Here is a 26466-nt window from a genome sequence, read left to right on the forward strand (position 1 = left end):
CGCTGAATTGAAATGGGGCAAAAGTTTGCTACAACAAAAGACAGACTACGACAAAAAGCATCTAAAAGTTTCTAACTTTATTGTTACTTCTTGCTTTAAGTTGGCCTATTGAGTGAAATTGAGTTTTGATCTTTATTGTCAAATCTTTGCTATAGCGTCACGTAGCAATCAGCTCTGCGTAACAGAAAAGTTTCAATCTTTGTTGTTCACCGACAACAGCATGCACCAGTTTTGATTTCTCACGTTTAACTCTTGCTTGCCCCTTCTCGCTTACGACAAACTCGCAGTCCATCAATGACAATGAAGGACTGTAGCCAATCACCTTCCCATAAGACTCTTTCTCTCGTGACCGAATAGAATACACACGCGTCGTATCAGTGGAGCGATGTAAGTTCAGATACACATCAACTTTCATGTCATGATCTCCAAGGTGTTAAGAGAAAGAATCGAACAAGGTGTCATTTAGCAATAGCGAGCTTCATGAGCGGCTTTGAGCTTTTCCATCAGCGACGACAAGACAGCGGCTTCCACATCAGGCAGAGACTCACGAGCGAATACTTCAAGGAACTCGAAATCCAACGCCTCATAAGTAGCATCGAACTGACATACCTCATCCGGCGCTTCAACTGCTGCTCTTTGCATGTCATCCAAGAGCTTGCAATGGTCTAGGTATTGCTCGGTCGTACCATCAAGTAACTGGTTGGTTTCAAGCCAATGAAGGAGCCTATCCCATGCCATGTCTTCGTCCGTGGCATGCACAAGGTATGATTCAGGTTCGCCGCCTTCTGCGTGTGTAACGACTAAAAATAATTGCTTCATGTCTATCTCCAAATTAAAAAAGTTCGGGGGACTGGGTACACCATTACGTCCCGTTTTAGTCAGCTAATGCCACCTCTTGAGCTTGCTTTGTCGCGATGTCCACAATTTCGCTTTCGAGGAATTCCTTGATTTTACTTTTACGAATTTGCTTCAAGTTCTTGGCTTTAAGTTGAAAGTCTTCAATGGTTTCCTTGCTGGAGGCAATTTTCGATTCCCAATACTGAAGTTCGGTAGGATCGGATTTCAGCTGAACCTTATATTCTTCAAGATCACATTGAGCGTCATTGACCACCCATAAGTGAGCAAGCAAATCCAATCTCGATTTATCTAAGATATGACTTTTGCAGGCCAGCATCGCTGATCGTTGGTCTTTATGCTCAATGAAGGAAAAGCCTGAATTTTCAGGTAACGAAGGCATGATCACTTCTACAACCTCATTGCCTTTACTGTCGTAACCACCATCAGCACTTGGGTACTTCGATAGCATTAGAACGCCGCAATATGCGATCTCATCATGAATGACTTGATACCAACTGTTGCCCCAAAACATTGCCATGAAATTTCTCCAATCTGTTGTGTGTGATGACAGCTAAAGAATAGATTCGACCTATCTCCCCTCCCCCCACTCACTGTGGCAAGTCAATCGCTATCTACCGTGCTAACCAATACGGGGGGAGCCCTTACATTCATCCACTAAAGTATCTCTAAACCGCAATCACGGAGATGCAGCATGAACAACCTTACTTTTGAAACTTGGGTGGAATCCTTTAAACCAATCATCAATGAGAATGGGGGTAGCGCCATCTTCCTTGATGAAAAATGCATCTCATTCGAAACCTATGGCAACGACCTAGAAACCATCAAAAAAACCGACGCCAGTCGAGTTTGGACGATCATTGAGATTGACGTAGATGAAGAAGAGGATGAGCTGGGGGAGCCTATCGACAGTAAATGGGTGATTGTCAATGGATGCCATTGGGTTAACCGAGTTGCCTACATCATTACTCAAACGCCATGGCAAGACGGCAGTGACTACGAGATCACTTACGACTGATACAAATCACACAGACTCCTGAAAGGCAAAGAGAGGCTAATATGGACATGAATAATCAAAAAATCGTCGCTAACGATCTACTCAAGGCAAGAAGTACTGCTGATCCATCAATCGTATTGGAATGTGCTGATGGCAAAGTACGCATTTATTCGTTCCCAATCTCAGACCAAGACAGCAAAGAAAAGATGACCATGGCGCTGCGCGTTCTTATGGGTAAACTCAACGTGCTCAAATACACGTTCGTTCTAGAAGCTTGGATGAGTACCAACCCAGACATCAAACCTTCGATGTCGCCTACACGACAAGAGTATATGGTGTTTTTGATCAATGACCGTGTAGACGAGACATGCACATTCTGGCCGATTCAAAGAAAAGAAGATGGCTCTGGCTTTGTCACCGAAACACACGATGTAAACCAAAACGGACAATCCGGTCTAATGTGCGATTTGTTTGACACTGAGCCGTATGAAAAACTCAGTTTTACGAAAAAACGAGCGATCGACAAATTGGTTCTCAGACTACTGAACATGCGTGCAGAAGCAACGCCAACCTTTCATTAGTAAAAATATACCCACATAAAAAAGAGCACCTGAGTGCTCTTTTTTATATTACGCGACTTGTGAGTACTTGCTATCCGGTTCGCCATCTCGGACCAACTCATAGAGCAAGGGTTCATAATAGTTTGTGGACATAAGGATTAAGTACACCGGAACGCCTTGGTCATAGAGCGCTTTCTGAAACACTTTGATTTCTTTCAATGTCATAGAAGAAGTGCGCTCCTTCATCATTCGCGCTTCGTTAATCATGTTCTCTGAATAAAATTGGACGCCGATGGAATTGACCTTCAGGTACGGCTCGATGCGCTTCCCCAATCGGTGTAACAAGAACTGATCACTAAAACCAGACTGCTTCAATCGCATAACCTTGTCCTTCAACTGCTTTTTCCGAGCAGAGACGTACCGCTTTTGTTCACTTACCAATTGAGCAGCCTTTTCAGTAAGTCCTTTTTTATTTTTAAAAATGCCGTGCCGTGCGAGTCCTAATAATTCATGTTCATTCACTGTCGATGAAGATGGCGAACCATCAAGGTTGTACCGGGTGTAGGAAGCTCGATAGCAATTGATTAACGCCAGCTTGTATTCCCTACTGGAGAAAAACCTATCCAGATATACAGAGACATCTGCCTGCTCGAACGATTGGCAGAGCGTTTTGTGTAAAGAAGCACCAGCCCCAATTGCCAATGGCTTGAGTGGTGTTCTGGCCAGAATAGGAAATAGTGTGAATGCACATTGTTGGATTTGCTCTTGAATACCACGATCCATGTTTACCCTCGACGATTGTTCCATACCATCCTCATTGTATCTAAATGAGTTTACAGATTGACAAATAGCGAGTGAAAAAGGCGAAATTACCTAACACATGAAAATGGACTGGTAAATTGCTAAACCGTCATGGGTTTCGTCGTATAACAGAGTTAGTGCATAACTAGCGAGATATAGTATGACGCCTGAATTTGAAGCAAAACTCGACCGCTTGAATAAACTTCGAAAAAACGCAATGGAAAGCAATGCGTTCTCGGATGCTGCCAAAGAACACGAAAAAGCCATCCAACAAACCGACAGCCACTCCCCTGCCACCACCAAAAAGACCAAAAAGAAAGGTCCCAAATCATTAGCGGAAATCTACAAACCGCATACACATGAAGAAACCCATTAGATAATGGAATCTAAGAATGGGCGCTGCTGGTGGTATTAGCGGATACCCAATCTTTGATATACGCCGAAAATGCACTCTGGTCAGAGATATGCCCCGAGCAAGCCGGTTGACCCGTAAACTCCGCTTTTCGTTTAGCAATAAAAGCCATGAACTCCCAATTGGTGCCAGTTGGACACCATTGTTTGAAAGCCAAATATCGTTCATTCATGATTCTTCTCCTCGGCAGAAACGCTGTCTATTGATAGTAACGTCCCCTCGTCAGAGTACCTAGAAACCTCCCCCCGTTTGGTATCGCTGGTGGTTGAAATCATCGCCATCGAAGCCCTTTCTATTCTGGCTGCAGCTCTGTACTCAGAACCCGTCATCCGCCTGAAATATGAAAGTCACAGTTGGTCGATGCATGGAACTCAATAAAGCATATTGATTGTCAACAATGAAATTTTGGATAAATCAAGATTTTGCCACATAAAAATAAGCATAAATAACAGGTGCTTATGTAAAAAAACAAATAAACCTAAAAAAACGGCTCACTATTTGGAATTCAAAATTAGGTTACCTGCAATGATTCAAGGGCCTACTTAAAAGGTATTTACCGGAATTATTGGAGATATTTCTATGCAAAACACAATCAACGTCAATGATGTACAAAAAGTAGATTCAAAGACGACATACCTCGGCTTAATTACATTCGCGCTTATGTTTTTTACCGTCTCGGCCATTGCCGGTTCAGGTGGTGATGCGTTCCAAGGCCTATTTGATGAACTAGTGAGCTTTGCTGAAGGTGTTCCTGGACAAATTATCGCGTTCTGTTCTTTCGCAGGGATCATCATCTTCTCAATGGTTCGACCAAACCTTATCGGTCTTGGTGTTTCTGTCATCATCATGCTGGTGCTGGCGCAACTTCAAACCATTATCACTACCATGCTAACTGCCGGTCTTCCGGTATAAAGCAACAGATGTCTCTGGGCCTTATAGAAGAGGCCCAGAAGTACATAAGGGGGTCATATGAGTAAGTTAGACATCAATAATGATGCTCGTCCTCAACTACCGAACAATCAAACCTATGTGCCACTTCGAGTAAACGACAAACAATCGGTGATCGGAATGGAGTCGGATACAGCGGGGATTTTGCTTGTCGGTATCGCTATCGGACACATCAGCAAGAACCTGTTACTTATCGGTGGAATCGCCATTCTTTTCGCTCTCGCCTATTCATGGGTCAAAGATAACTATCCCAAAGGTCGGCTCAAACACATGTTGTGGTGGGCTGGAATCATTAACTTTAAATCCCGTAAATCGTTTCCAGAAGCATTTAACCGTACTTATTTTCGCTAACTCTTTGTAGCGATCCGTTTTTAAATTCTATGTGTTGTTTTAGCAAAAGTTTGAGGTTTGCTATGAATATATTTAACCGTAAAAAAAAGGGGCAGGATGAGTCTGAACTGGAGCATGATTCAGATTCGAATGTCCAACGTTCTTGGCAAGCAGCCATCGACCACAGCAACAAAATGACGAAGATGATGGGGCTGTCCATCATTATCTGCGCATTTCTAGCGTTTAAGGTAATGACAGCGAAACCCATCACCGTTGTTACCCCGCCTAATTTCTCTGAAGAAATTGTCATGATAGGCAACAAAGCCAACTCAGGTTACAAGAAGCAATGGGGCATATTCATTGCCAGCATGCTTGGTAACGTGAATGTCCGTAATGTGGATATTGTCTTAGATACGCTCAAACCAATGCTCTCCATTCGAGATTACGATGCATTGAATGAGCAAGTGATCAGTCATGTGAAAGCTTTAGACATCAGGGACCAAGTGCAAGAGTTCAACGTATTAGATGTGTTCTACGATAACAAATACGACAAAGTGATTGTTTACGGCGAGCGTAAGCTTACTGAGCGGAAGAAACGCGGCAATAACAGCGATGAACGCCGTGCAGTACGCTGGACATACGAACTCAAGATTGCCAATGCACACGGTAGTCCAAAGATGAAGTCCATTGACCAATACGAAGGCGCTCCGCAGATAGAACGCAATCGTATCGAACGCAAGCAAGACAAGTAGGTCCCGTTATGAAAAATTTACATCACCTCGCTAGATATACGACCTTGCTTTGTGCCACGTTATCATTCGGTGCAATGGCAAACCAAAACGTCATCCCTATTGAACCTGTTGGCTCGAAAGTGGAGCGACAAACAACGCAACCAGAAAATAAAGCAGCTGTTGCGGCAATGGTTGACCAAGTAGTCAAATCTTTACCGACCGATAAGCAAGAGTCATTAAGTCAATTCACTCCAATCAATGACCCAGCTGCGAAGCAACCTATTGTCAGCACAAAATCCGTCGATGAATTTGGAAGAGTCACCCAATCAGACAAGAACGTGATTGTCGCAACACCACCAACGGCCCAACCACCGAAACCTTCTCTGACTGCATTCGAACGTATGCAGCGACAAATGGCGAAAAAGTTTAAGCCGGTTCAGAAGTACAAACTACGCCCTTCAGACAATATTACGTTGCCTGCAGCAAAGTACATTCTCAACAGTATTCGCACCTCTTTCAAAGAAATTAACATTCGCAGTTCAGATCCCAATGTTGTCATGAAAGTGGATGGTAGCTTTATCTATTTCACATCTAACAACGATGCCCCTTTTAATATCATTATGTTCGAAAAAGGGGTGCCTGAAACCCAAGTTAACTTAACGATTTGGCCACTTGATGTCATGCCTGCAATGGTACAAGTCGATGTCCGATACAACAAAGCACTACAAGCAAAAGTGAACCGCGTATTGGCGTCCAAAAAACAGGATAAAATTGAGCAAGAAAAGCGCATTCAAGATATGGAATCTGAATTGGCCATTGCCAGTGATCCTGAAGTTAAGTCATCTCCATACGTCGAGGGTATCAACAAACTGTTTGCGCAAACGGCAGGAAAAGCAACACCTACAGGTTTTGACTTGCAGACCAACATTCCGCGAGACGCGTTACGTCCTTGTCGATTTGGAACATATGCAGAGACGAAACAACGTTTAATATCGTCTCGACGAATCGTGGACGTTGTATTGGTTAAAAACGTTACGAATCGAAATGTGGTTTTGCGAGAGCAGGATTGCTGGGTAGATGATGACGTGATCGCAACGGGTATCTTAAACAAAGCGACCTTAAAGCCATCAGAAAAAACCGAAGTATACGTATTGCGCGACCGACTGTACTACCAACGTATGCATTCTCGCAATGAACGTCCATCACTTCTGGATTAATCGAGGTGAACCATGAAGATTAACTTTAAAGAGCTTTGGGAAACCAACAAAAATTTCCGATATGGGGTGATTGGCGTCTGTATTGTTCCTGCCGCCTATGTTGCGATGCAATTTATTCATCCGGGCAAAATTCAACGACCGAACGCAGACGCGAATAAAATCGAAAAAGTGTTCATGCCTTCGAGCACACGTACCCAACTAGAGAGGGAAGACGTTGACGGAGTTCGTGACGCCTTAGTTGAAATTTCGGCTATCGATAAAAAGTCGTCGGCACGTAATGACAATTACCAGTACGACCTGTTAAGACAAGAGGTCGATGGTCTTCGTCAAAAAATGGCCGATCAAGATGCTGAGATTGCCGAATGGAAGTCAGGCAAACGACAATTGGAAAGAACCAACTATGATCCGAACCAAATCCGACAAGGCCGCCAAGTCGTTGTAGATCGACACGGGAACGCAACGGAAATCACTGTCGACACTAATGGCGTGCCGAACCAACAAGTGAGCCAGTTGCGCAGCTCCCCTCCCCCAGCTCTTGCAGGCATTCGAAGTGTCGATGAAGGGAATGATGCGATTTTGTTGCAAGACGGGCGTGTAAAAACCTTAGTAGAAGCGAACCAACTGGTCGATGAAGATGAAATGTCAGAGGCGCAAAAACGTGAGGCATTGAATCAGAAAGAAATGGAGTTGGCTGCAGCCTTGAAGAACTATCAGCAAAAACCTGAGCAAAAAGGGTATTCAATTTCATTGCCAACCACCAGCCTTGTAACCGGTACTTTGCTATCAGGCATGCAAGCTCCAACCAGTATTGGTTCAGCGAGAGAGCCCCTTCCGGCGGTCATGCGCATCAAGACAGATGCACTGTTGCCAAATGGTTATCGTGCTGACCTAAGAGACTGTCAGGCACTATTATCCGGCATTGGTCAATTGTCAGACCGCAGAGCCTACATGAGACTAGAAAAAGTGGTCTGCATCGATGAGGACGGACTCACGGCAGAAGCAGCGGCGCAAGGCTTTGCTACTGGCTCTGACGGTCAGGCAGGGATTCCAGGCACGTTAGTTGCTCGAAACGGTGAAGTATTGAAAGGCTCCATGTGGGCGGGTTTCTTTTCTGGACTGGCACAAGGTATTGCCCCATCAAGGGTGCCGGGTGTCGACATCAACTCTGACGGAACAGGCTTTCAAACACCCGATCTAGGGACACTAGGCACCTCGGCAGTACTCCAAGGTGGCGCCTCATCTTTGGACCGCATTTCGGAATACTACGTAAAAATGTTGGAAGAAATCTGGCCAACCGTTGACGTACCAGCAATGCAAGAAGTGACCTTCCTACTTCAAGCCCCTTTAAAACTGACGTTTAAGGAGATCTAATATGGCCACTGGTGATAATGAAAAGAAAAATGACCAACCAACTGAGGCGTCGAATTCCAGTCAGGAGCTTGAACAACTCATTGAGAAGGCATCAAAACCAACAATGCCCGACGAACCTAAAGGCGACGAAGAACCGACCGTGATTGAAGCAACGCAAACGCAAACGGAAAGTAAGACGTCAAATCTATTGCCGAAGATCATCTTAGTGTGGTTAATGGTCCTATCAGGGGTAATGGCTTATGCCATGATGGTGATCGACAAACAAAGTGAAACGTCATTAAGCCAACACCCCATTGTGTTTTACCCGTTTGGTAAAGCGTTTTCGGCTCTTAAATCTCAGGGTTATGATTTTGCTGCTATAGAAAAATATAACAACAACATGATCCAGATATTGAACTCTGAAGGGAAAGTGGTGCTACCTGCAGCTAGTGTGCATGGTCAGTTACCAGATTCTCTTGTTGTTAAGCTAATGTCCGTCGATGAAATGAACAGGCTGGCTTCGCAACAATCGGAGTAACAAAACCAATAAAACTAGCAAACAACACAGCTTGGCCACTTTCACAGTGGCCTTTTTTAATGCACTCCACTCGCGGCATCCATCGCACTCAAACAGATCGTGTCATACTTCGTCTTCATCACATTGACTTTGGTTTCTGCTCGAACCGCTCTGTTATATGAGGCCAACACCTCTTCGCTAGAGTCTTTCACCAACGCCAAGATCGCTTTTTTCTGAGTCTCTGTTAAGTCGGTGGCCAGCAACGCGTCGATGCTTTCATCTATACGATCAAAATACTGAGCTAACATACTTCCCTCCTAGTTAATTTCATTTTGAATATTCAATAGCAAGTGACGACAAGCATTGTCTCTAAAGCGAACGTAGTCCACGGGTGAACCAATACCTTGTCTAAGCGCATCTAACGTTTCCCGAAGGACGACGACCGGCATGTCAGGGTTTCGGCACTGTAGTCCATAGAAGTCGAACTCAAAAACCGTCATGTTTGCTTCGTCGATCTGATAGCGCCTTGAGATATCTTCAATACGTGTAAATAGCCCATAGGCATCGATATATATCGTTTTCCCTTCAATATCGAAAGCATTGAGGTAATGAAGGTCAACGCCATACTCAGACAGAATCACACCTCGAATCGGGAACCGGCTACGTTCTCCAGCCACAATCAAACCCTCGCACAAGACATAACATTTTGAATGAGCGAACTCGTCAATAAATTCAGTGGTAACTGGGCTTGGCTGCTCACACAGATATTGGATGTCACTGAGAGACAATGAACGCATCACATCAATCAGCTCACGACATCCATGGCTATGCCACATTACCCGCTTTACTTCATTCTCCATTGCTGCTCCCCGGCTATTCGTTGAATTCAATATACGACGTTTCCCATACCTGGCCTAGCAATCTCCCCCCACTTAGTACGTAACCCACTGAACGAGAGCTCGAAACATGTATTTTGGATTCGTTAATTGCCATTTATTTCAGCCCCATACGCTAGATTGATACGGTTCAACCCGAAAACATCATCACTAGTATTAGTGATCGTTTTCTCCAAGCTGGAGAGCTTCCAATTCTCCCATGCTATGCATGTCCTTACTGTCAATGCACTTTGACACCAACAAGAGTTACCCACTCGCATTACTACCCGTAATTAACCCCAATCAACGGTTCAAAACACACACCTCTTTGGTGTTTTTTATGTACCTGCGATATCACCTACCCGTGAGGAACTATCCATGAAATTAAGCACTTTGTTCACCATACTATTTGGTTTAACGACGGTTTATTTCTGTATTCACCCTGTTCTTGTCGTTCGTAGCACAGACTTCCCTTCTGCATTCCATAATGTGGTCGAATTCTGTGAAACATGGCGTCATGTTTTGTTGATCACCCTACTCTCTTGGGCTTTGGCAGGCATAACACTTTGGCTAACATTTACGATTCACAAACACAGAGTTTAACCCCCTGTTAGAACCTGGTACTTCCACCAGCACTTAACAAACCTCATTGTCCAGCAATGACAACGAACCTCATCCAATCGGATGAAACTTCCCGGTCAATCGTTCCCCTTCAGGCATTTATGTCTCGTTGAATGCGCTTATAACCGGCTTGTAACCCCTTGTGATGTGCTCACCCAGCGCTTCGCAGATTCATTACCTACCCTATATCGAGGATAAGACTATGACTAACTCAAACAACTCAGTTCAAATCAAAATTAATGAAAACAATTTTCTTTCGAACCTTGGTGCGATTTTTTCCAATACCGGAAAAGTGATCAATGAATTGATTCAAAACGCTTCCCGCGCCAATGCTACAACCATATCGTTTACCACATCAGTCGAAAATGGCCGTGCCTGCTTAACGATTCTGGACGATGGTTCGGGTATCGCAGACATGCAAAAGCTTCTTTCTATCGCGGAGTCAGGCTGGCCAAGCGATGTAGACAAATGTAATCCATACGGAATGGGATTTTTAAGCACTCTCTTCGCGTGCGAACACATCAAAATCCAAAGTCAGCATCAAATGCTTTCATCAAGTACTGAAGCCATCCTTTCGGGTGAATCTATCGTGATAGAAGACAGCCTGCGAGGGAACGGTACATTGATTGAACTGGAAGGTATTTCCGACGCTTTATTTGGCTATTTAACTTCTAGCAAATATAACCGTGAGGTTGATCGAATTGGTGAAGGCTATGACATTGACGTCGTTCTAAATGGAGTTCTGATGTTTAAAAATCACTCAAGAACGACTTTAGAAAGTTCGACCCAATACATCGAGCACAAATTCGAATACGGGAGTATCTATTTTGACACTAAACACAACGGTTTATCTTGGCTGGCATACCTGCAAGGCGCACTGATTTCTAGCACCAATGCGGTCACCAGTTCAAACCAGTTAAACCCTCATCATATCGTTCACTTGAACGACGATGTAAAAGCAAGAATGCCTGATCGAGCTGAATTGTTAGATGCAGAAACTGTCAAGCAATCAATTCGAACGAGTGTTCAAACCCTGATGATGCAGTTCCTCCAAAAAGAACTGAAACGTCTTGGCCAGTCGTTTGCGTTCGACCGTTTACTATGGAGAAAAGCCGTGAACTATGCCCCTCAAGTTCTCAACAACGTTGACTATTTAACGAAGTCTGAGATTGGGGATACCAAAAGTTACGAGCTCGGACTCGCTGGATATGATGGCGTAGAACATAGCCAACTTGAACAGCCGATTTCTCGCGCTGAAGTGGAATCATCTTTACTCTTTGCCCTCCCAGAGCATGAAAGTGAAGAAGATACCATCAACATCAACTACCTGAAGCACTTAAGAAATGTTTTGTTTGTCAACGTGTGCGGCCTGCATGCAGACCACTGGATCCACAAGTGTGAAATCCGCGAAGTGAGTGAACTCGATGTCAGTATCGAATTGGTTAACCCTACTTCGACGGCCAAACTCAATGGCATGTATTCAATACCTGTCGTTATGTGCGACCAATACACGCTGAAAGGAGAATATGGTCAGGTAGTCATAGAAACGGATGCCGTAGTTGTGTCTGGTGATGAATTTGATTATGGAACGTTAGTTATTCCAGAAAGAGAACATTTATCAACCGCACTAGGAATCTATGCCAACTACGAAGATGAATGGGGATGTTTTAGTGAAAGTGACAAAGACCGCGACAATTATCTGCTTGAGAAATTGTACAACAAACTCAGAGCGTCAAGCCCTGAAGTGTTGATTCAAAAAATGCTTGATGAAGCATTCAGGGACTCTGGTATGAAGCGCAACCTCAACAACCTCACGTTCACTGTTTCGTTTTCAGGCACTGACATAGTAGTTACCGAAACTAAGTAACCACACTAACCCGCCAACCTACCTGTCTTTGTACGGTAGAACACCAAGTATGGAGTTACTATGAACTCATTTACTGACTCCCTCATCGACCATTCTCATGAATTGGGTCGGGGATATGGTCCTTACGCTCAAGTCGATATGTTACACAATATCCTTGAGTTAATTGGCCCAACTTTGGATAAAGTTAAATTGCAGGAACTCATTAACAGTGTAGGGTTTATTGAAGCCCTAGACTTAAAGAGTGAAGAAGATAAGGCATTTGTATTAGGGCAGTTACAAGACGCTCTTAATCAATAACTTATCGTTATCGAAAGCTCCCATCATGATGGGAGCTTTTTTTTAGTTCGACAATAGACCGCAGGGAAAGTCAGTATCGTGTTATAGCAAGGGCTTTTATTACATGGCTGCTTGACCACCAGCATCAAGAGATAATTATGCCACTGAGTTTATAGTAGGACGCGTCCTACTACCCAAAAACCGCCCTAACCAAACAAAGTTTTGCTGAACTCTTCTAATTGAGCAATCTGCTCAGGCGTTGCATTGTTCAGTTCAATTTTCGACTTTGTTTTACTCACGACTTGGAATGATACCGATACCTTCCCATTCTTTGCCCACGATTGAGGTTCCTTATTAATGCCCCCCAATTTAGGAGAAACAGGACTCCAATCTTTCAACCGTGCAATAAGCTCTTTGTTCACTTCCTCTGCATTCATGGCTTCGAATTCTGAGCGGTTTTCGTCAATCCATTTCGTGAAGGCACTTTGCTTATCTTCACTCTCTGAAACCGTGCCGATCAATTTACGAAGGAACTTGGCATCTCGGCTACTAAAGGCATAGTTTGAAAACAGGCTCTTCAGACTGTCAGGCATCGAGTAGATAGCGAGGGAGAGTGAGATGTCTGATTTTTCGTATAGACGTTCTTTCTCTAATTTGTACGCCGACCAATCATTCACTTCCATCAAACGAGAATAGAGCTTGCCCTTTTCGTAGTAATTGAAAGACGTTTTGATGTCAGACGACGCCACCAGCCAGGTAATGGTTTCAGGTGTTGGGATTTGATCTAATATTTCAAAGTCCAGCCCCACTTTTTTATCCATGGCAATATCAGTACGACATGAGCCATCCACGACATAGATCAGGCCATCTTCACCTTGGTAAGCAAGTACAGGTGAAATTTGCATACCGAACTCGATTTCATCACTCATCTTGTTGAGTTGAATCGTATTGCGGCTCGACTGTTCACGAACGTTGTCCACGTCAATCCTAACCAAAGTCATAATCTCATCGTATGACAAGGTACGTTGGATAGCACGGTAGCTTGTACCATCAATGGACTTAATCTCACGACCTGTTTGCGCAAAGTCCAGCTTCTTAGTCTCAGTTAAAAACTCTTGGAGACTAATGCCGCCCTCCTTTAGTGAAGCTTCAATGGAAGCCAACTTCCCCTGTGCTAAGGTCATAGTGGTTTCGCGCTCATTACCACCCATGAAGGCTTGGGGCTTGCGTTGTGAGCTCGACACACTCTCCACTTCAGGTTCAGTGATTGAAGGTGATTCTTGTGCGGCCTTAGCAGCGTTAGCAGCAGCGATTTTCTTTAGACGGTTATTGGCCATGATTATTGCTCCTCACCTTTGTCCTGTTGTTTCCAAACGTCCGTGATCAGCTTATGAATGTCGGCCACCACTTCTTTACAGTTTGCCTGCGCCGCTTCCAACGCTTTACCTTTCTTACTGTCCATTGACCTAGAAAATTCGAATACACTGCTATGCTCGGACGCACAACGTTTCACGGCTTCACTGTGTTTCATTTTGGTCGACAATACCGCGTCGCCAAACTGACTGACTAGTGCATTGAAGATATCCAGTTCAGAGTCACTGCCCTTCCAGTTGGAAATGACAATCTTCGCAAAATCGTAGCCTTGATGACCTTTAGCAATGAAGTTGCCGATGATGCTGTCAAGATATTGAAAGTACGCACAAGTTGCATCGGTATCGTTATGTTCCGCCTTACACGGAATCAGCACGCTAGTCGCAGCGAAGTAACTGTTCAACGTTGCAAAACCCAATGAAGGCGGAGTATCAATCAATATGATGTCAAACTCACCATCGAGTGCATCTAAGATATTTTTCAAACGCGTTGTAGGGTCAACATTCTGCTTCTTCAAATCGTCGCTGGTACTCAAAGATTCCGTGTCTCTATCAGACTGGGACGCAGGGATAATTTTCAGATTGGGGATGAGCGTATCTGAAACGGCGTTGCGCACATCGTCTTGAAACGTCTCTGTATTAGGATCAAGAGTCATCAAGTCGCCAATGCTGGTGCGAGCGTCAGAAATATACTTAGCTCCATTTCGCTCAATGTGTTTGGTTTCGTGTTTATGCACTGGAGGGTAGAAACTTGTCAGAGTTGACTGGCCATCCATGTCAATAAGACAGATCTTGTAACCAACATGATAGTTAATCGCCAAACCTGTTGCTATTGTATTGGACAGTGACGTTTTAGATACCCCGCCCTTTTGGTTTTGAACGGCAATAATCTGCGTCTTTTGTTTCGCTGTTCTTTGGAATGGTTTGTGTCTTTTCTTAAGAACGGTGGTATTCGGCATGTTATCGCGGATCAAGTACAGCTCTTCAAGAGTCAGGTAGTACTGAATACCAACCTCAGCATAGCGTTTAGGATCGATACCTAACGCTTTCGTTAAATCGGTCAATACCTTTTGAGAACATTCGAGGTACTTCAATGCCTCAGCTTGTGTGAAAGAACGAGGTTGCTTTTCATTTGTTTCGCGGCGCAATTCCAAGAATTTAGCACCTCCGTCCCCAAGTTCGTCAACTAATTCAAGCGTCTTGAGCTGTTTCTCTGTCATTGTTCCCATAGCAATATCCACCAGTGGCCTGTTTGAAAGCTAGTATGAACCAATATTAAAGGTAAGAAAAGATATAATAAGTCAATTTTGGATAAATTTATTGAAATTCGACTTACGATACAGTTTTAAACTAATGATGTACTTTTCTGCAAAAGATAGGGGAACGATAGAGGAAAAAACAAAACACAACAAAAACAATAACTTAAAATAGTAGGACGCGTCCTACTATTGTACTTATCGGCCATGTTGTGCAATTCATAAACGGACGTGAGTAAGGAGTAATGGGTTTGAAGCCACCACTAACATACGAAAAGTCAGCTCTGCGATACATAAACGCGGGAACTGACTGAATGTTAGGCTTCAATGTATGAGAAAGAAATTTTGTTGTAGTAGTGACCAAACAGGTGTGATGAGAATGTGGAAATGCCAACAAGATGAAAGCAAATCAGAATGAAGCTAGTCACACTAAACAATCAAAATCTCTTACTATTCTGTCATGATGACAGATTGGAACACGGGTAAAATGCCGGAAATATACTCTACGACACTTGCTCCATTAGGTATTCAAAAGCGGTTTCTACCTGTGCTTCTGTCATCGAATCAAATTCAAAGCGTTCCATCGATTCAATTAACTGACTGGGTACAGGTTGTGTGTCGTGATCAGAGTGAGTGCTCGGCACTTTAGTTGTATTCATGTATCTATCACCTTCTTGTCTTTGATGAGTAGATACTAAATCAACAAAACACCCCCTCCCCCCATATTGGCGTTAGGTAAGCATAAACAGGGGCCGAGAATAGAAAACGGGGGGAGATTGGCTTTGAGGTGCAGCACCGAATATTAAATTTTCGTCTCTAGCTGGCTTGAAGAGGACTCTTCATCGAGACAACTAGAGTGGAATTGATAGCTAAAGACTTTCACTAATTCTTGCTCACGAAAACTCGCCACAACAGCAATTTGGTAACCCATCGTAAAGAAGTCGTCATAAGAATAAGGGATCTGTGTTAATCGCTCACCGGTATCAGTAAAGCCAAGTACCCATGTATTGGTGCTTGAATCGAAATCAATGATGGTCAGTAGAATTGAGCGTCTTGCATCGAATCGATACACAGAATTGGTGGCCATGGAAAAGGCAAACCCAAATTCATCGTCCATAGTAGGTTCAGCCGGGACACGAGCATCAGCAAACAGCTTACAGGCAGATAGCTGACTAAGGAGAGCTTCAGAACTGCCTTCTACTTTATTGAAGAAACCAGATATCGCTCCGAGGAAAGTATACCCGCGTTTATTCGCCATCTTTGCAAGACCAGGTAAATCAGATTGAGCTTCACTGTCAATCAGAATCGCAATTTCTGTCTTCACCACCGTTTTTCGCCATATCGGTACTAACGACATCCAATGGCTCATAGGAAGACCGGTATACCCTTGTTCAGTTTTCAACGTTGCAAAATATCCAGAATCCACAGGGTAAATTGTCAGAACAGCAAGGGTAAAATTACTTGTGCCAGAAGTAGGAAAAAAACTGCAATCTGAATGGAAACATGTCGTCGAGTCAACGGAGAGGATGTCGTTATCTATCCAAGACATTGACGCCTCGGGAACTCGAAAACGGACCAGAACATCTCTTTCACGCACTGCCTTATATTCCTTGGGAAGACCTAACATAGACATATGTGGCAAGTTAATGTCATCAGGATGTGTTCGCAAACTCTTCACGACTTGCTGGTGGATATACACATCGGCCTGCTCTTGAGTACACTCAACTTCTTTGACAGAGCCGGTATCGCTGCGCTTAGTTTTGTAGATCAGTTTTTTGGAGCGACCACTCACTACAGAATGAGTGAGGAATACATTCTTCTTCCCTTGCGTGATGATATTCGCAGTAGGCAGTCGCTCAGGTTCGTTGTAAGTTTCAGTGTTCGTCATTAGTACCCCCACCCGCCCATAAAGCCATCAGAACCAAGAGTGGTTGGCGATGGGTTATCAGTTGACGGTTGTTCTGTTGCATCTTGAACCGGAGGAATAAATTCCATTTTTGGTCCATCAGTGGAACCTGCACGCTTAATCAAATCAGCAGCAGACTCACCTGTGTGTGTAACTACCTTCGAAGTACACACAGTATTGGTGTTCTTGATTGGCTGTCCAAAGGTGTTAACAGGAACGTTGTTTTGGTTTGAACTTAATAATTGCTTCTCTTTCTTTCCACGAGCGATCTCGTGGTCCATGGTGGATTTCATGTTCGTCCACATATTATCTTCTACGCTCATGAGCGTTTTAATACGACTGCGGTAATGAGGCTTATCGAAACCGAGTTGATTGAACAACAAGCGCATCATTCTACGAATTGCAGATTTCTTACGCATCTGACCAACAAATGCAGTATTCCAAACCGACTGGTTAGAACTGAAACTCATAGCCGCCATAAGCTCGATCTCATCCAACTCTTCACGGGATAGTGCTTCACAATAAACATGCCCTCCCAGTGTCTCCCCAACAGCATAAGCACATAGTAAGTCCCCACTTGCATAGGCACCTTGAGAAGTATGCTCAGGCAGTGAACGAGAGCCATGATAGACAAATTGGTCATTGCTAAAAACTTGATCCGCTGTAACTTGCGCCATTTCACCTGACTCGAACGCTAAGTGAATCAGTCCGTGGTATGTCGGCATAAATTCCAACACGAAGAAATTCGATACATAATCGTGACGATACAAAAAGGTGCCGTGATTCAAGCCTTCCTCAACAGACAAACCAATGGTCGCTTGGTTCAGTATGCTCCAATACACTGAGTTCGCATCCATATTAGAGGTAATCGACTCACCAAAGCTTTCCAGAATGTATGCCACATATTCCAGCTCTAAGTCTGTATCAAGACCCGATTGGTTCTCAGCAACGATAGTCGAAAAATGAGGACGTGCAGCCTCGACTGCTTGTAATACTAGTGATTGATTAGTCATGATAGCGCCCTCCAATTAACGGCAGTACTTCGGAATAGTGATAGAAGTGATTCCTGATAGATTCACGCGTTTTGTCCATACGCCTGTAGAAAGGCAAGTCGCCAATGTATGTAACCCATCTTTGAACTTAATCATCGATTCTTCCTTTCTTTGTAAGTCATAGACTTCACATAAATCAGCATCGACATACTCAATGCATGCAAACAAGAAGGCACCCAAGTTCACCTCAAGCAAGCTTGCTACGTAGGTATAGAACGCTTCTTGAATGTGATATCCCAAGTTACCCGCTTGCTTGGCAAACGCATCAGGGTCCGTACTCGCAGTTGTTTTTACATCAACGGCAATACAGTCGAAGCGTAGCCAGTCAAAGCGACACTTGAGCCACAAGCCAGTTTCTGGGCAGCGAGCGATAAAGGAGATCTCTGGTAACCCATCTTGAATCAATGCATCTGCATCAACATTATCTCGACATGTTTCGTGTACGCGGTGTGCATCGTCCCAGACAATGGCATCAATCGCTTTTTTACCTTTATGGATAGCCTTATTGTTGTGCTCTTCTAAAACCGTATCCCAAAATTGCAGGGTCGGTTCTACTGCCAATAACTCTTTCATCAAACGCTCTTTATTGGCGCTTTTTGGCACATTAGGGATGTTAAGCTTCTCAACAAGCGCTTGCATTTCTGCGACCGTTCTAAGGGCATTTGGGTAATCAGCTGGCACAATATCGCGGTAATAGCGGTCATAGAACCCATGAGGCTCTAGGACCAACTCATGACCATAAGTGCCTGCATCAAAGGTGCGTTGCAGCGACTTCGACACGGTTCTACCACGGTCAATATCGCTTATGTATTTTCTGTAAAAGTGGGCAGGGGATTTCTTTACAAGCAGTTTCAACTGAGATGATGAATACGCGGGTAGGGCATGGTAAACCTCGTTCTCCATACCAATGTAAATCCCCTCGATGAGCTCACCTTTTTCATCGAGCCAGCTCGGGGACCCATCTTTGTTGTATGCCTTAAGCACATCACAAGTACTACCATCAAATTTGAATGGAGTAACCGAATCTCTTAGCGAGCTAATCATTTCAGTAATCATAATATGCCTTCTTAAACTTGTTTGTGATGTTATGAATATACATCACGAAATCCATTTTTTAGTAGTAATCTCCCCCCACTTTGAAAATTAGCGAATTCTCCTTGAGCCCTTATATATCAATGTCTTTGAAAGAAATCCTAACTGTCTAAACCAGTCCAAAATCGGTGTATAACCAATGATGACAGAATCAAAAATGGACATCGAATATGCTAGGTATGAACTATGTAATTCCATACGCCAAACACAGAACAAATACTGGCAGTGGCGCAGGTGTGCCGTTGATATTGAAATCGAAAGGGCTCGCAAATGGTGAAGGACTTTATGGTGATTGCTTTAACTTGCCGATAAAGCAAGGCGGGGTGTGGTTGAAAGAAGCCGAAATGGAATCAATGCTCACGAGCACGCTGGTGGAGCTCGGTAAGATACCGAAGAAATTTATAATCACCCGGTTGAACTTAGGACCAAAGGCTGTTCCTGATGAGTTGTTTCTCAATATCTTTGCGAGACATCCTCTGCCCTCAAATGTGAAGCTCAATGGTGTTTGGGCAAGAACGCTTATCCCCGAGTCGCCGTTTGTACTTTCTGTTATCGACCTGCGTGGCCAGAAGTGTGAATTATCCGTGACGGAAAAAGTCAGCCTGCTGCTGGGCAATGTATCCGGAGAAGTCGCGATACTGTCAGACTCCCCTTATACGACCTTTCCAAAGTGCCAATATCAAGCCAAGATGCTGAACGCGGATTATGACAATGATGGCCGTGTAGCTGGGCGGCTATTGAATTTTGAACAGCTACAGCTTTCTAATGCGGCTGCGCTTTTGATCGATGAATCTACGAAACCAGAAAGACTTCAACAAGTTCTCCATTGGTGTGAGTTGTATCAAATAAAGGTCCGAAAGATAGACGCACGGCACGGTCAACAATAAATATTGCCAATTAACGCCCGAAAATTGGCTCTTTAATTGAAAACATCGTTTGAGGGAAACGTTACCTTATTACCGTCTTTACGTTTATTGGTAACTCTATGATCCACTTCCTAACTATTGCTGCCGCCATTTGGGTACTTAAGTATCTGATGGAGCGCTTCCAAAAGAGCAGAGTACTCGTGTTTATCACGGGAATAGTTGGTGTACCTTTACATGAACTCGGACATTACCTGATGTGCAAATTGGTTGGGTTTAAGGTAACCGAAGTGAAACTGTTTCAAATGCCGACTCAAGATAATCCCGTGCTCGGCTACGTAAATTACGAATACCCAATGACCATCTCCGGTTCAATTCGAAAAGTAATAGTCAGTATTGGCCCAATTTTCACAGGCATCGTCGCACTGTATTTCCTCTCACCACAAGTGACACCGTATCTTTTTAATAACAACACAATTGACCTAACGTTGTTCATGAATAAAGCAGGGTGGCAACAGTGGTTTCTCATCTGGGTTTTATCTTCAGTAACACTGCACATGCTTCCATCTCTCACTGACATCAAAATCGCAATGGCTGGCTCACTGTGGATTGGGGTGTTTACTTATGTCGGCTTAATCTACGCAGCTTCACACACCACAACCGTTCTAAGCAGCGTCAATATCTATCTGGAAGAAATGGCAGGTTTGATGAGTGTTGGGGCAATCATCGCAACGGTCCCAGTCGCTATAACGCTACTTCAATTTATTTTCTCAACTATGAGTTCGCGTATGTATAACAAAAGCGTTAATTCATTAAAAAGAGACTAGACCAATGAAAATGACTCAAAAGAAAACATTAGCTGCGTTCATGATTTCAATCATGGCAGTCGGTTGTGCATCTAACGACATGACCAAATTGGAAGTAGAAAAGGCGAAGCATGACGCAACGGTTGACCGTGTGGATGAGACACTGAGTAACATTCCATCTTGGTACATGAAACCACCGAAGTCTAACGGTGAAGGCTTTTTTGCAGCCGGAACAGGAATGAGTTCTGACTTAGACATGGCGGTAACCAAAGCGAAGATTAACGCTGAGTTCGAATTGGCCAAGAAATATCGCCAAATCGTATCGGGCAGTGAACGTGCGTACACATCAGAAACAACCAATTCAGCAACAACGGAAAGCAAAGTCGTATCGTTGACTGAAAAAACGATCGATAAGCTGGTGGCCAATGCACAACTGTCTGATTACGACGTATCGGATACTGAAGTTATTCGAGAAGGTACTCAGTACCGCGTCTATTTGCTGTCATTCATGCCATACGATTCGAACAACGACGGTAGTGATGATTTATTCCGTGATGTGCGAGCCTCAAGCGACATTGCCTTTAAAGACTTAGAGCGTCGCGTGGATAAAGCAACGAACGGCAACACGGGTGAGTAGGGTGGTGCTGCGTGAAGGCAATCAATCATCAAATCACAACAGCAAGCGCCTATTACATCTGCATGAATACCATGCAAGACACATTCTATTGGATGTCATTTGCAGGTATGGGTTTCGCAATGTTAGGAGCATTACTGCCTGACATTGACACGAGACATAGCAGGGTAGGGCGCATTGTACCGTTCTTGAGTATACCGATTGAAGGCATTCTTGGGCATCGAGGAGCGTTACACAGTTTACTTGCTGCGTTTGGGCTGTGGTTCTTGTGTGCGACGTATGAGTTTCCTTGGGCATACTCGCTGACTTTTGGCTATATAGCTCACCTGGTAGGAGATGCCTGTACGAAATCGGGAGTCAATTTCTTTTGGCCGATAAGCACTCGATATCGAGTGCCACTGACGCCAGCCAGTAACGGCTTCTTTGAGGCTGTCACAACACTTGGATGTGTCGCATTGGCGAGTTGGGTTGCATTGAGATAAGTCCAACCTGTGGTTCAGCTATGGATACTGGTTAAGAAAGTACATTGGATAGGATCAATATCACATAAAACCCGTGTGAAACGCGGATTTTGTGTGTGAAAAACAAAACAACACGGAAAACCTGTAATAAGTTACGGGTTATATGTGATGGAAGCACGGAAAATATGTGTGACCATATCTAATAACCACTAAAAACACGGATATATTGTGTGATTAATCGAAAAAGCATGTGTATACACGGATAAAATGATCAACAAGGGGGTTATGAATAGGAAACATAAGCAGGATAAGACCAAATAGCGTGAAGAGTGTACATTTACCGAGCACAAAACCATCAAAACAACAGTACTTCCTGTTTGTTAGCTTAAACGGAAAATATGTAATGTATTGATGACTGTTACGGAGAACTGGGAGAAGAACGGTTTTACCACAAACTAGACACTCACCAAGTGAGCGAAACACGGATAATATGTACATTTACACGGATAAACTGATCATCAAACCTCTTGGTTAGGTTCGTCGTTAAAAAACACGGATTAAATGTATTAATACGCGGATAAACTGATCATTGAAAGCAGTAGAATTGTCATGTCAGCTGTATAAACACGGATTGAGAGTAATACTACACGGATAAACTGATCATTAAAGACCGGTATTTGCCCCCACGCCTGTCATGTGACACGGACAAACTGATCTAAATGAACAGGGCTTAGGTGTGTCTTGGCACAAAACACGGATAAATAGATCAAGAATTCACTATGATTGGATGCATTTCAACCAAATAGAATATATGAGCGTGAGTATAAAACCTATAGTTATCGCAACTACCCTACATATAAAACTATATAAAACAATATCATAGCGAATTCAATGAAGTGATATCTTACAGTGTAAACGTACACGGAATATCTGTAGTGTTACACGGATAAACTGATCACATACGAGATAAATAGTTTGGTTTAGACATTGATACTATCGTTATTGGACGTGTTTAAAGGTATGAATGTGCGATTAATAATCAAGAAGTTGAAAGCGTTATAACCGATGACGAAGATGCCACCAGCGAACTTTCAATGCATGCGGAGAGTTTTTGTAGAAATACACGGATTTCTAGAGTTAATAACGGAAAAGCTGTGATGCTAACACGGATAAAGTGTTATACTTCCAGATAGTAGAAAATACAGTTGAGATTAGGCATGGATATGGTCAATACCTCGAAGAAGCATACACTTCCAAAACAGTTTAAAAAAGCGCATAAGCTTGTATTCTCCCAGCAAGACCTCACACAGCGTGAGGCAGACCTGTTTGCCTTAATGATAGCGCACATGAAGCCTGAAGATTGGGAGAATAATAACACGCCAACCTATCAATTCACATCAACTCAGCTTTCGCGATGGCTAAACATTGATCCAAAGGAACTAGCAAAGACACTCCGACCTGTTGCAGATAGACTGACTAAGAAAAATATTGGTGTGTTAGTTGAAGATGATACCAAGGATATCCAAGAGTTCGACTTCATCTCAATTTTCAAACGAGTGACATACAAAGATAGACGCCTGACAATGAAGCCGAATGAAGAGCTCAAAGATGCCTACATCGAGTATAATAATAGCTACGCTCTTATTACTACACAGAGCTTTCTTAGCCTTAAAAAAGAGTATGCCAAACGTCTCTATGAAATACTTAGTCGTTTCAAAGGCGGTGGGACTTACCTACAAACCTTTGATATTGAAGACTTAAAGGGCTTATTTGGACTCCATGACCCTGCAGGGAAGATCAAATCAGGAAAACGTTCTTTTTCCAATAACAGCGTATTTATTGATCGTTGCATCAAAGCCAGCATTAAAGGTATAGAAGAAGACTCAGAAACAAATCAAGAGATCATGTTCTACGACTCTGAAGATGGCAGAACCCATGGCTATGAGGTCTACCGTGAAGGTCGTAAGATATCAAAGATCAAATTCTTGTACCGTTGGGTTGAGAAGAAAGGCCCAGTTCAAAAGCTCAACATTGAAGATATAAAGCGGATAATCTCTTCATTAGAAATGAAGCGTGTCGGGGGAAGTGAGCTCACTACTGATGAGCTAAAGAACCTTTCACACTGTTATACGTCAATAGGCGAACAAGACAGAGCAAGCAAGATAAACGTAGCTATCAAGCGTCGTGAAAAAGAAGAAGAACAACGTGTGGAAATGGCTCAATCAATTGAAAGCTTCCTTAACGAAATTAACAGCCTATCTGTTGATGATAATTACTAATAAAAACAGAGGCTTAATTAACTTATGCACAGCTCAAAACTGTGCTAAAAATCTATTCAGTGTCAACATGGTGAAAACACGGATAAAGTGTGTGTTTGAAGAGAGCTAAATGATCAATAAACAAGGATATACAGATCAAAGAATCGGATAGAAAGATCATAAGTTCGGGTAAGATGATCATATGTTCGGAAAATGAGATCAAACATACGGGTAATGTGTAACTGAAACCGATAAAAGTTCTTTATAAACAATTACTTAAGATACTCCATAGTTATTATAGATCCCATAGTTCCAATACTAATAATAGATATTAATAGTTATTAATATAGAGTGTAGATAATATTAGAAGTTAGAACACATGGCCACAGATCTTCATGTATTGCTTTTCTCTTGAATCCAAACGCAGTTCCAAATTGACATCTATTGGCATTAAAAAAGAACCCTTATTGATCGGGTTCTTTTTTTCGTTCAAGAGAAGCCATCTGCACTACTCTGGTTCGTCAGCTGAAATCACCCATTTATCAGCCACCAGCCGCGTTAGAAAGGCATCGAAGAATTCTTTTTTACCGAAGTATACCCATTTCATGAAAATCATTGTTGCAGTAGCTACACAGCACCTTAGTTATTGCTTCATTCACTTGATAGTGAATTTCTTGGATATACACATGGTACGAATCTTCGCCATCACCGAACGCTAGAATCACCCCTTTTTGAATCAGTTCAGAAGGGAGTTCCAATTCCTTTTTGTACGTTGAATCGATGAACTTATAGAAGTCGGGGCCGGTGTCCCTCGCGGAAGTAAGTACAACGTGACTTTTCTCATGGTAGATAACCTTTGTTTTGATCTCGTGGTGATTTCTTATGTATACATCAACGACCATTTCAATGAAGGAAAATGAAAATAAAAGAGTTGTTCAAGTTAGGAAACTGAAAATGCCAAGGGTAAAGTGTCTTTTTAGAAAAAAAAAAGGCCCCGCTCCAATGCAGGGCAACTTTTATTATTGTTAAGTCGAAGCCTATCCCCAGGTTATCCGACTTTTCACCACACGTAACTGTCACCACACAGCACGCCAAAGAAGACTGAGGCAATCTGCTTAGGTGTGCTGTGTGACGGTTGCTACACGCGATGAGGGATCAGTGAAAAATACATTTTCAATAAATTCAGTCGAGGACTGGTATGATCAACGGGACATATCACCCGACTAATAAGGGAACTACCGGATAGTGGCAGAGAACTTAGAAGATTTTGAGAACTGAAGTAATTATAATAATGGTGTGTGGTTTTGTATAGTTTATATGCAAACCGGCTGGCTTAACTTTGAACTTGGTGGAGCCGCTGGTGGTTGGCTTGTGGCACAATGACGACAGGCTATAGCAATATAGTGACTAGCTTGTGGCACTATAAGTAAAAAAAAACCCCCGAAGAACGGGGGAGTATGTGTGGTGATTTCGTAGTTATGCCTTACTACTTATAGTTAGTCTGCTCCACTCCCTCCTTGGAGTGACTTTGCAGGGCCATACGAGTAAATACCTCCACACCAATGCACGATGCTTCCTACTTACTAACTGCCTGCCTATTAGTCTGATTTACTAGTTGGCTATATTGAAGGTTCACTTCTTCAAGCATCTGTTGACGACTGATTAACCCCCCGAACTTTTTTTCACCAATATAAAAAGTCGGAGTTCCAGTAAGTTTCAGATCTCTAAAAAGTTTATTATTTTTATTTAAAATAGCACTAATTTGTGACGAATTCGCTGCCTTTTTGATGATCGAGCTGTCTAATCCCATCAGTTCAGCAAGCTCATATGCCTTCTGCGGGACGGACTGCTGCATTGAAAGAAGCTCTTTGTGGAATGCTGGATATGCATTGGGAGAGATCTGATTTACAGCAATGGCTATCTTTGCTAATTCAGTGGAATTAGCACCTAAAATGGACACATCTTTATACACGAATCGGATGCGTTTGTCTTTACCTAAAAGGGGAGCCAACTCCGTTGCACCCCTTTTACATACTCCACATGCGTAGTCAAAAAACTCCACCACAGTGATCTCTCCAGCTTCATTAAGAACCGGCGTATCTTCATCATAATACAAAGATTTTGAAAACATTTGTTTATGCTTCATTGTTTGGTATGTCCTCACGGATTCCACTCCTGCGATTAAGAGTTCAGGGTTTGATTGGAACGCTTTCATAAGCATCGAGTTGAATTGTTGTTGTGACATTTCAACTTCAGAAGCTGATGCGGTAGCTGCAGAACCAATTGCCAAAATTGTGAATAAAGTCGTCGCTGTCTTCTTGAACAAAGGTGCCATCATTAGATTCCTCGATTTGAGTGGTCGTAACATAGTGCTCGATGAACAACGTTATGTTTTCAATTAAGAGAACTTT

General features: G+C 43.1%; 31 protein-coding genes. 17 read left to right on the forward strand and 14 right to left on the reverse strand.

The genetic code is table 11. The features are described 5' to 3' along the window. Positions 1 to 157 precede the first annotated feature (157 nt). From AB4384_RS03265 to AB4384_RS03275, 3 genes are read right to left on the reverse strand one after another with little or no spacing between them, the layout of a single operon-like run. Positions 158 to 415, reverse strand: a complete 258-nt coding sequence (locus tag AB4384_RS03265) for a hypothetical protein (RefSeq protein ID WP_154724136.1) — start codon at positions 413 to 415, stop codon at positions 158 to 160. 47 nt (positions 416 to 462) lie between these two features. Beyond that, positions 463 to 819, reverse strand: a complete 357-nt coding sequence (locus tag AB4384_RS03270) for a hypothetical protein (protein WP_102305698.1) — start codon at positions 817 to 819, stop codon at positions 463 to 465. Positions 820 to 874: 55 nt separating this feature from the next. After that, on the reverse strand, positions 875 to 1375 hold the full coding sequence (locus AB4384_RS03275) for a hypothetical protein (RefSeq protein ID WP_154724135.1): 501 nt from the start codon (positions 1373 to 1375) through the stop codon (positions 875 to 877). Between the two features lie 174 nt (positions 1376 to 1549). Here AB4384_RS03275 and AB4384_RS03280 point away from each other — a divergent pair, with 174 nt between their 5' ends. Together AB4384_RS03280 and AB4384_RS03285 are read left to right on the forward strand one after the other, a co-directional pair. Continuing rightward, the gene (locus AB4384_RS03280; RefSeq protein WP_154724134.1) at positions 1550 to 1873 is read left to right on the forward strand and encodes a hypothetical protein; all 324 of its coding nucleotides are present in this window, start codon (positions 1550 to 1552) and stop codon (positions 1871 to 1873) included. A gap of 41 nt (positions 1874 to 1914) precedes the next feature. Further along, positions 1915 to 2433, forward strand: coding sequence for a hypothetical protein (locus tag AB4384_RS03285; protein ID WP_136987017.1), 519 nt, complete (start codon positions 1915 to 1917; stop codon positions 2431 to 2433). A 48-nt stretch (positions 2434 to 2481) separates the two neighbouring features. Here the strand turns inward: AB4384_RS03285 and AB4384_RS03290 are convergent, their stop codons facing one another. Then, positions 2482 to 3219 carry a hypothetical protein gene (locus tag AB4384_RS03290; RefSeq protein WP_154724036.1) on the reverse strand — a complete coding sequence of 246 codons (738 nt, stop codon included), beginning with the start codon at positions 3217 to 3219 and terminating at the stop codon, positions 2482 to 2484. Between the two features lie 154 nt (positions 3220 to 3373). Between AB4384_RS03290 and AB4384_RS03295 the strand changes: the two genes are divergently transcribed. Then, positions 3374 to 3589: a hypothetical protein gene (locus AB4384_RS03295; RefSeq protein ID WP_154724035.1), complete on the forward strand. Its 216-nt coding sequence runs from the start codon at positions 3374 to 3376 to the stop codon at positions 3587 to 3589. A 10-nt stretch (positions 3590 to 3599) separates the two neighbouring features. On the opposite strand, the gene AB4384_RS03300 is transcribed toward AB4384_RS03295, so the two are convergent. Then, positions 3600 to 3797, reverse strand: coding sequence for a hypothetical protein (locus AB4384_RS03300; RefSeq protein WP_081230237.1), 198 nt, complete (start codon positions 3795 to 3797; stop codon positions 3600 to 3602). 407 nt (positions 3798 to 4204) lie between these two features. Here AB4384_RS03300 and AB4384_RS03305 point away from each other — a divergent pair, with 407 nt between their 5' ends. The 6 genes from AB4384_RS03305 to AB4384_RS03330 all read left to right on the forward strand — a co-directional run bounded on the left by AB4384_RS03305 (position 4205) and on the right by AB4384_RS03330 (position 8739). After that, entirely contained in the window at positions 4205 to 4537 is a 333-nt protein-coding gene (locus tag AB4384_RS03305; RefSeq protein ID WP_081230238.1) for a hypothetical protein, read from the forward strand. Between the two features lie 57 nt (positions 4538 to 4594). Further along, complete coding sequence (locus tag AB4384_RS03310; RefSeq protein ID WP_136987019.1) at positions 4595 to 4924, forward strand: type IV conjugative transfer system protein TraL; 330 nt, start codon at positions 4595 to 4597, stop codon at positions 4922 to 4924. Positions 4925 to 4986: 62 nt separating this feature from the next. Then, entirely contained in the window at positions 4987 to 5655 is a 669-nt protein-coding gene (locus tag AB4384_RS03315) for a TraE/TraK family type IV conjugative transfer system protein (RefSeq protein WP_372050578.1), read from the forward strand. A gap of 8 nt (positions 5656 to 5663) precedes the next feature. After that, complete coding sequence (locus AB4384_RS03320; protein WP_372050577.1) at positions 5664 to 6851, forward strand: hypothetical protein; 1188 nt, start codon at positions 5664 to 5666, stop codon at positions 6849 to 6851. A gap of 12 nt (positions 6852 to 6863) precedes the next feature. Further along, on the forward strand, positions 6864 to 8222 hold the full coding sequence (locus AB4384_RS03325; protein ID WP_136987022.1) for a TraB/VirB10 family protein: 1359 nt from the start codon (positions 6864 to 6866) through the stop codon (positions 8220 to 8222). 1 nt (position 8223) lies between these two features. Continuing rightward, positions 8224 to 8739, forward strand: coding sequence for a hypothetical protein (locus AB4384_RS03330; RefSeq protein ID WP_136987023.1), 516 nt, complete (start codon positions 8224 to 8226; stop codon positions 8737 to 8739). Positions 8740 to 8795: 56 nt separating this feature from the next. Here AB4384_RS03330 and AB4384_RS03335 read toward each other — a convergent pair whose 3' ends face one another. Together AB4384_RS03335 and AB4384_RS03340 are read right to left on the reverse strand one after the other, a co-directional pair. Further along, the gene (locus AB4384_RS03335; protein WP_086714999.1) at positions 8796 to 9026 is read right to left on the reverse strand and encodes a hypothetical protein; all 231 of its coding nucleotides are present in this window, start codon (positions 9024 to 9026) and stop codon (positions 8796 to 8798) included. 9 nt (positions 9027 to 9035) lie between these two features. After that, positions 9036 to 9578 (reverse strand): hypothetical protein, encoded by a 543-nt coding sequence (locus AB4384_RS03340; protein WP_136987024.1) that lies wholly within the window; start codon positions 9576 to 9578, stop codon positions 9036 to 9038. Between the two features lie 393 nt (positions 9579 to 9971). On the opposite strand from AB4384_RS03340, the gene AB4384_RS03345 reads away from it, so the two are divergent. From AB4384_RS03345 to AB4384_RS03355, 3 genes are all read left to right on the forward strand, one after another. Next, a complete protein-coding gene (locus AB4384_RS03345; protein ID WP_133150982.1) occupies positions 9972 to 10196 on the forward strand; it encodes a hypothetical protein in 225 nt (74 codons plus the stop codon). 220 nt (positions 10197 to 10416) lie between these two features. Further along, a complete protein-coding gene (locus AB4384_RS03350; protein WP_372050576.1) occupies positions 10417 to 12081 on the forward strand; it encodes an ATP-binding protein in 1665 nt (554 codons plus the stop codon). A gap of 60 nt (positions 12082 to 12141) precedes the next feature. Next, complete coding sequence (locus AB4384_RS03355; RefSeq protein WP_086714996.1) at positions 12142 to 12378, forward strand: hypothetical protein; 237 nt, start codon at positions 12142 to 12144, stop codon at positions 12376 to 12378. A gap of 185 nt (positions 12379 to 12563) precedes the next feature. Here AB4384_RS03355 and AB4384_RS03360 read toward each other — a convergent pair whose 3' ends face one another. The 6 genes from AB4384_RS03360 to AB4384_RS03385 all read right to left on the reverse strand — a co-directional run bounded on the left by AB4384_RS03360 (position 12564) and on the right by AB4384_RS03385 (position 18997). Continuing rightward, entirely contained in the window at positions 12564 to 13694 is a 1131-nt protein-coding gene (locus AB4384_RS03360; protein WP_136987026.1) for a hypothetical protein, read from the reverse strand. Positions 13695 to 13696: 2 nt separating this feature from the next. Then, positions 13697 to 14956: a ParA family protein gene (locus AB4384_RS03365; RefSeq protein ID WP_372050575.1), complete on the reverse strand. Its 1260-nt coding sequence runs from the start codon at positions 14954 to 14956 to the stop codon at positions 13697 to 13699. A gap of 530 nt (positions 14957 to 15486) precedes the next feature. Then, entirely contained in the window at positions 15487 to 15642 is a 156-nt protein-coding gene (locus AB4384_RS03370) for a hypothetical protein (RefSeq protein WP_154724030.1), read from the reverse strand. 143 nt (positions 15643 to 15785) lie between these two features. Then, positions 15786 to 16871, reverse strand: coding sequence for a hypothetical protein (locus AB4384_RS03375; protein WP_372128876.1), 1086 nt, complete (start codon positions 16869 to 16871; stop codon positions 15786 to 15788). Beyond that, a complete protein-coding gene (locus AB4384_RS03380; protein ID WP_081230253.1) occupies positions 16871 to 17902 on the reverse strand; it encodes a recombinase RecT in 1032 nt (343 codons plus the stop codon). The genes AB4384_RS03375 and AB4384_RS03380 overlap by 1 nt, the downstream gene beginning before the upstream one ends. A 15-nt stretch (positions 17903 to 17917) precedes the next feature. After that, the gene (locus tag AB4384_RS03385; RefSeq protein ID WP_136987028.1) at positions 17918 to 18997 is read right to left on the reverse strand and encodes a PD-(D/E)XK nuclease-like domain-containing protein; all 1080 of its coding nucleotides are present in this window, start codon (positions 18995 to 18997) and stop codon (positions 17918 to 17920) included. A 206-nt stretch (positions 18998 to 19203) separates the two neighbouring features. On the opposite strand from AB4384_RS03385, the gene AB4384_RS03390 reads away from it, so the two are divergent. From AB4384_RS03390 to AB4384_RS03410, 5 genes are all read left to right on the forward strand, one after another. After that, a complete protein-coding gene (locus tag AB4384_RS03390; RefSeq protein WP_136987029.1) occupies positions 19204 to 19920 on the forward strand; it encodes a hypothetical protein in 717 nt (238 codons plus the stop codon). A 98-nt stretch (positions 19921 to 20018) separates the two neighbouring features. Next, positions 20019 to 20723, forward strand: a complete 705-nt coding sequence (locus tag AB4384_RS03395; RefSeq protein ID WP_102423357.1) for a hypothetical protein — start codon at positions 20019 to 20021, stop codon at positions 20721 to 20723. A 4-nt stretch (positions 20724 to 20727) separates the two neighbouring features. Beyond that, entirely contained in the window at positions 20728 to 21339 is a 612-nt protein-coding gene (locus tag AB4384_RS03400; protein ID WP_136987030.1) for an LPP20 family lipoprotein, read from the forward strand. A gap of 11 nt (positions 21340 to 21350) precedes the next feature. After that, a complete protein-coding gene (locus AB4384_RS03405) occupies positions 21351 to 21818 on the forward strand; it encodes a metal-dependent hydrolase (RefSeq protein WP_102305722.1) in 468 nt (155 codons plus the stop codon). 1202 nt (positions 21819 to 23020) lie between these two features. Next, positions 23021 to 24076 (forward strand): replication initiation protein, encoded by a 1056-nt coding sequence (locus AB4384_RS03410; protein WP_170964545.1) that lies wholly within the window; start codon positions 23021 to 23023, stop codon positions 24074 to 24076. 1555 nt (positions 24077 to 25631) lie between these two features. Here AB4384_RS03410 and AB4384_RS03415 read toward each other — a convergent pair. Next, on the reverse strand, positions 25632 to 26393 hold the full coding sequence (locus AB4384_RS03415; RefSeq protein ID WP_372128877.1) for a DsbA family protein: 762 nt from the start codon (positions 26391 to 26393) through the stop codon (positions 25632 to 25634). Between the last annotated feature and the right edge of the window lie 73 nt (positions 26394 to 26466).

The sequence above is a fragment of the Vibrio sp. 10N.261.51.A4 genome, assembly GCF_041471945.1.
In the GTDB taxonomy this organism is placed as follows: domain Bacteria; phylum Pseudomonadota; class Gammaproteobacteria; order Enterobacterales; family Vibrionaceae; genus Vibrio; species Vibrio crassostreae_C.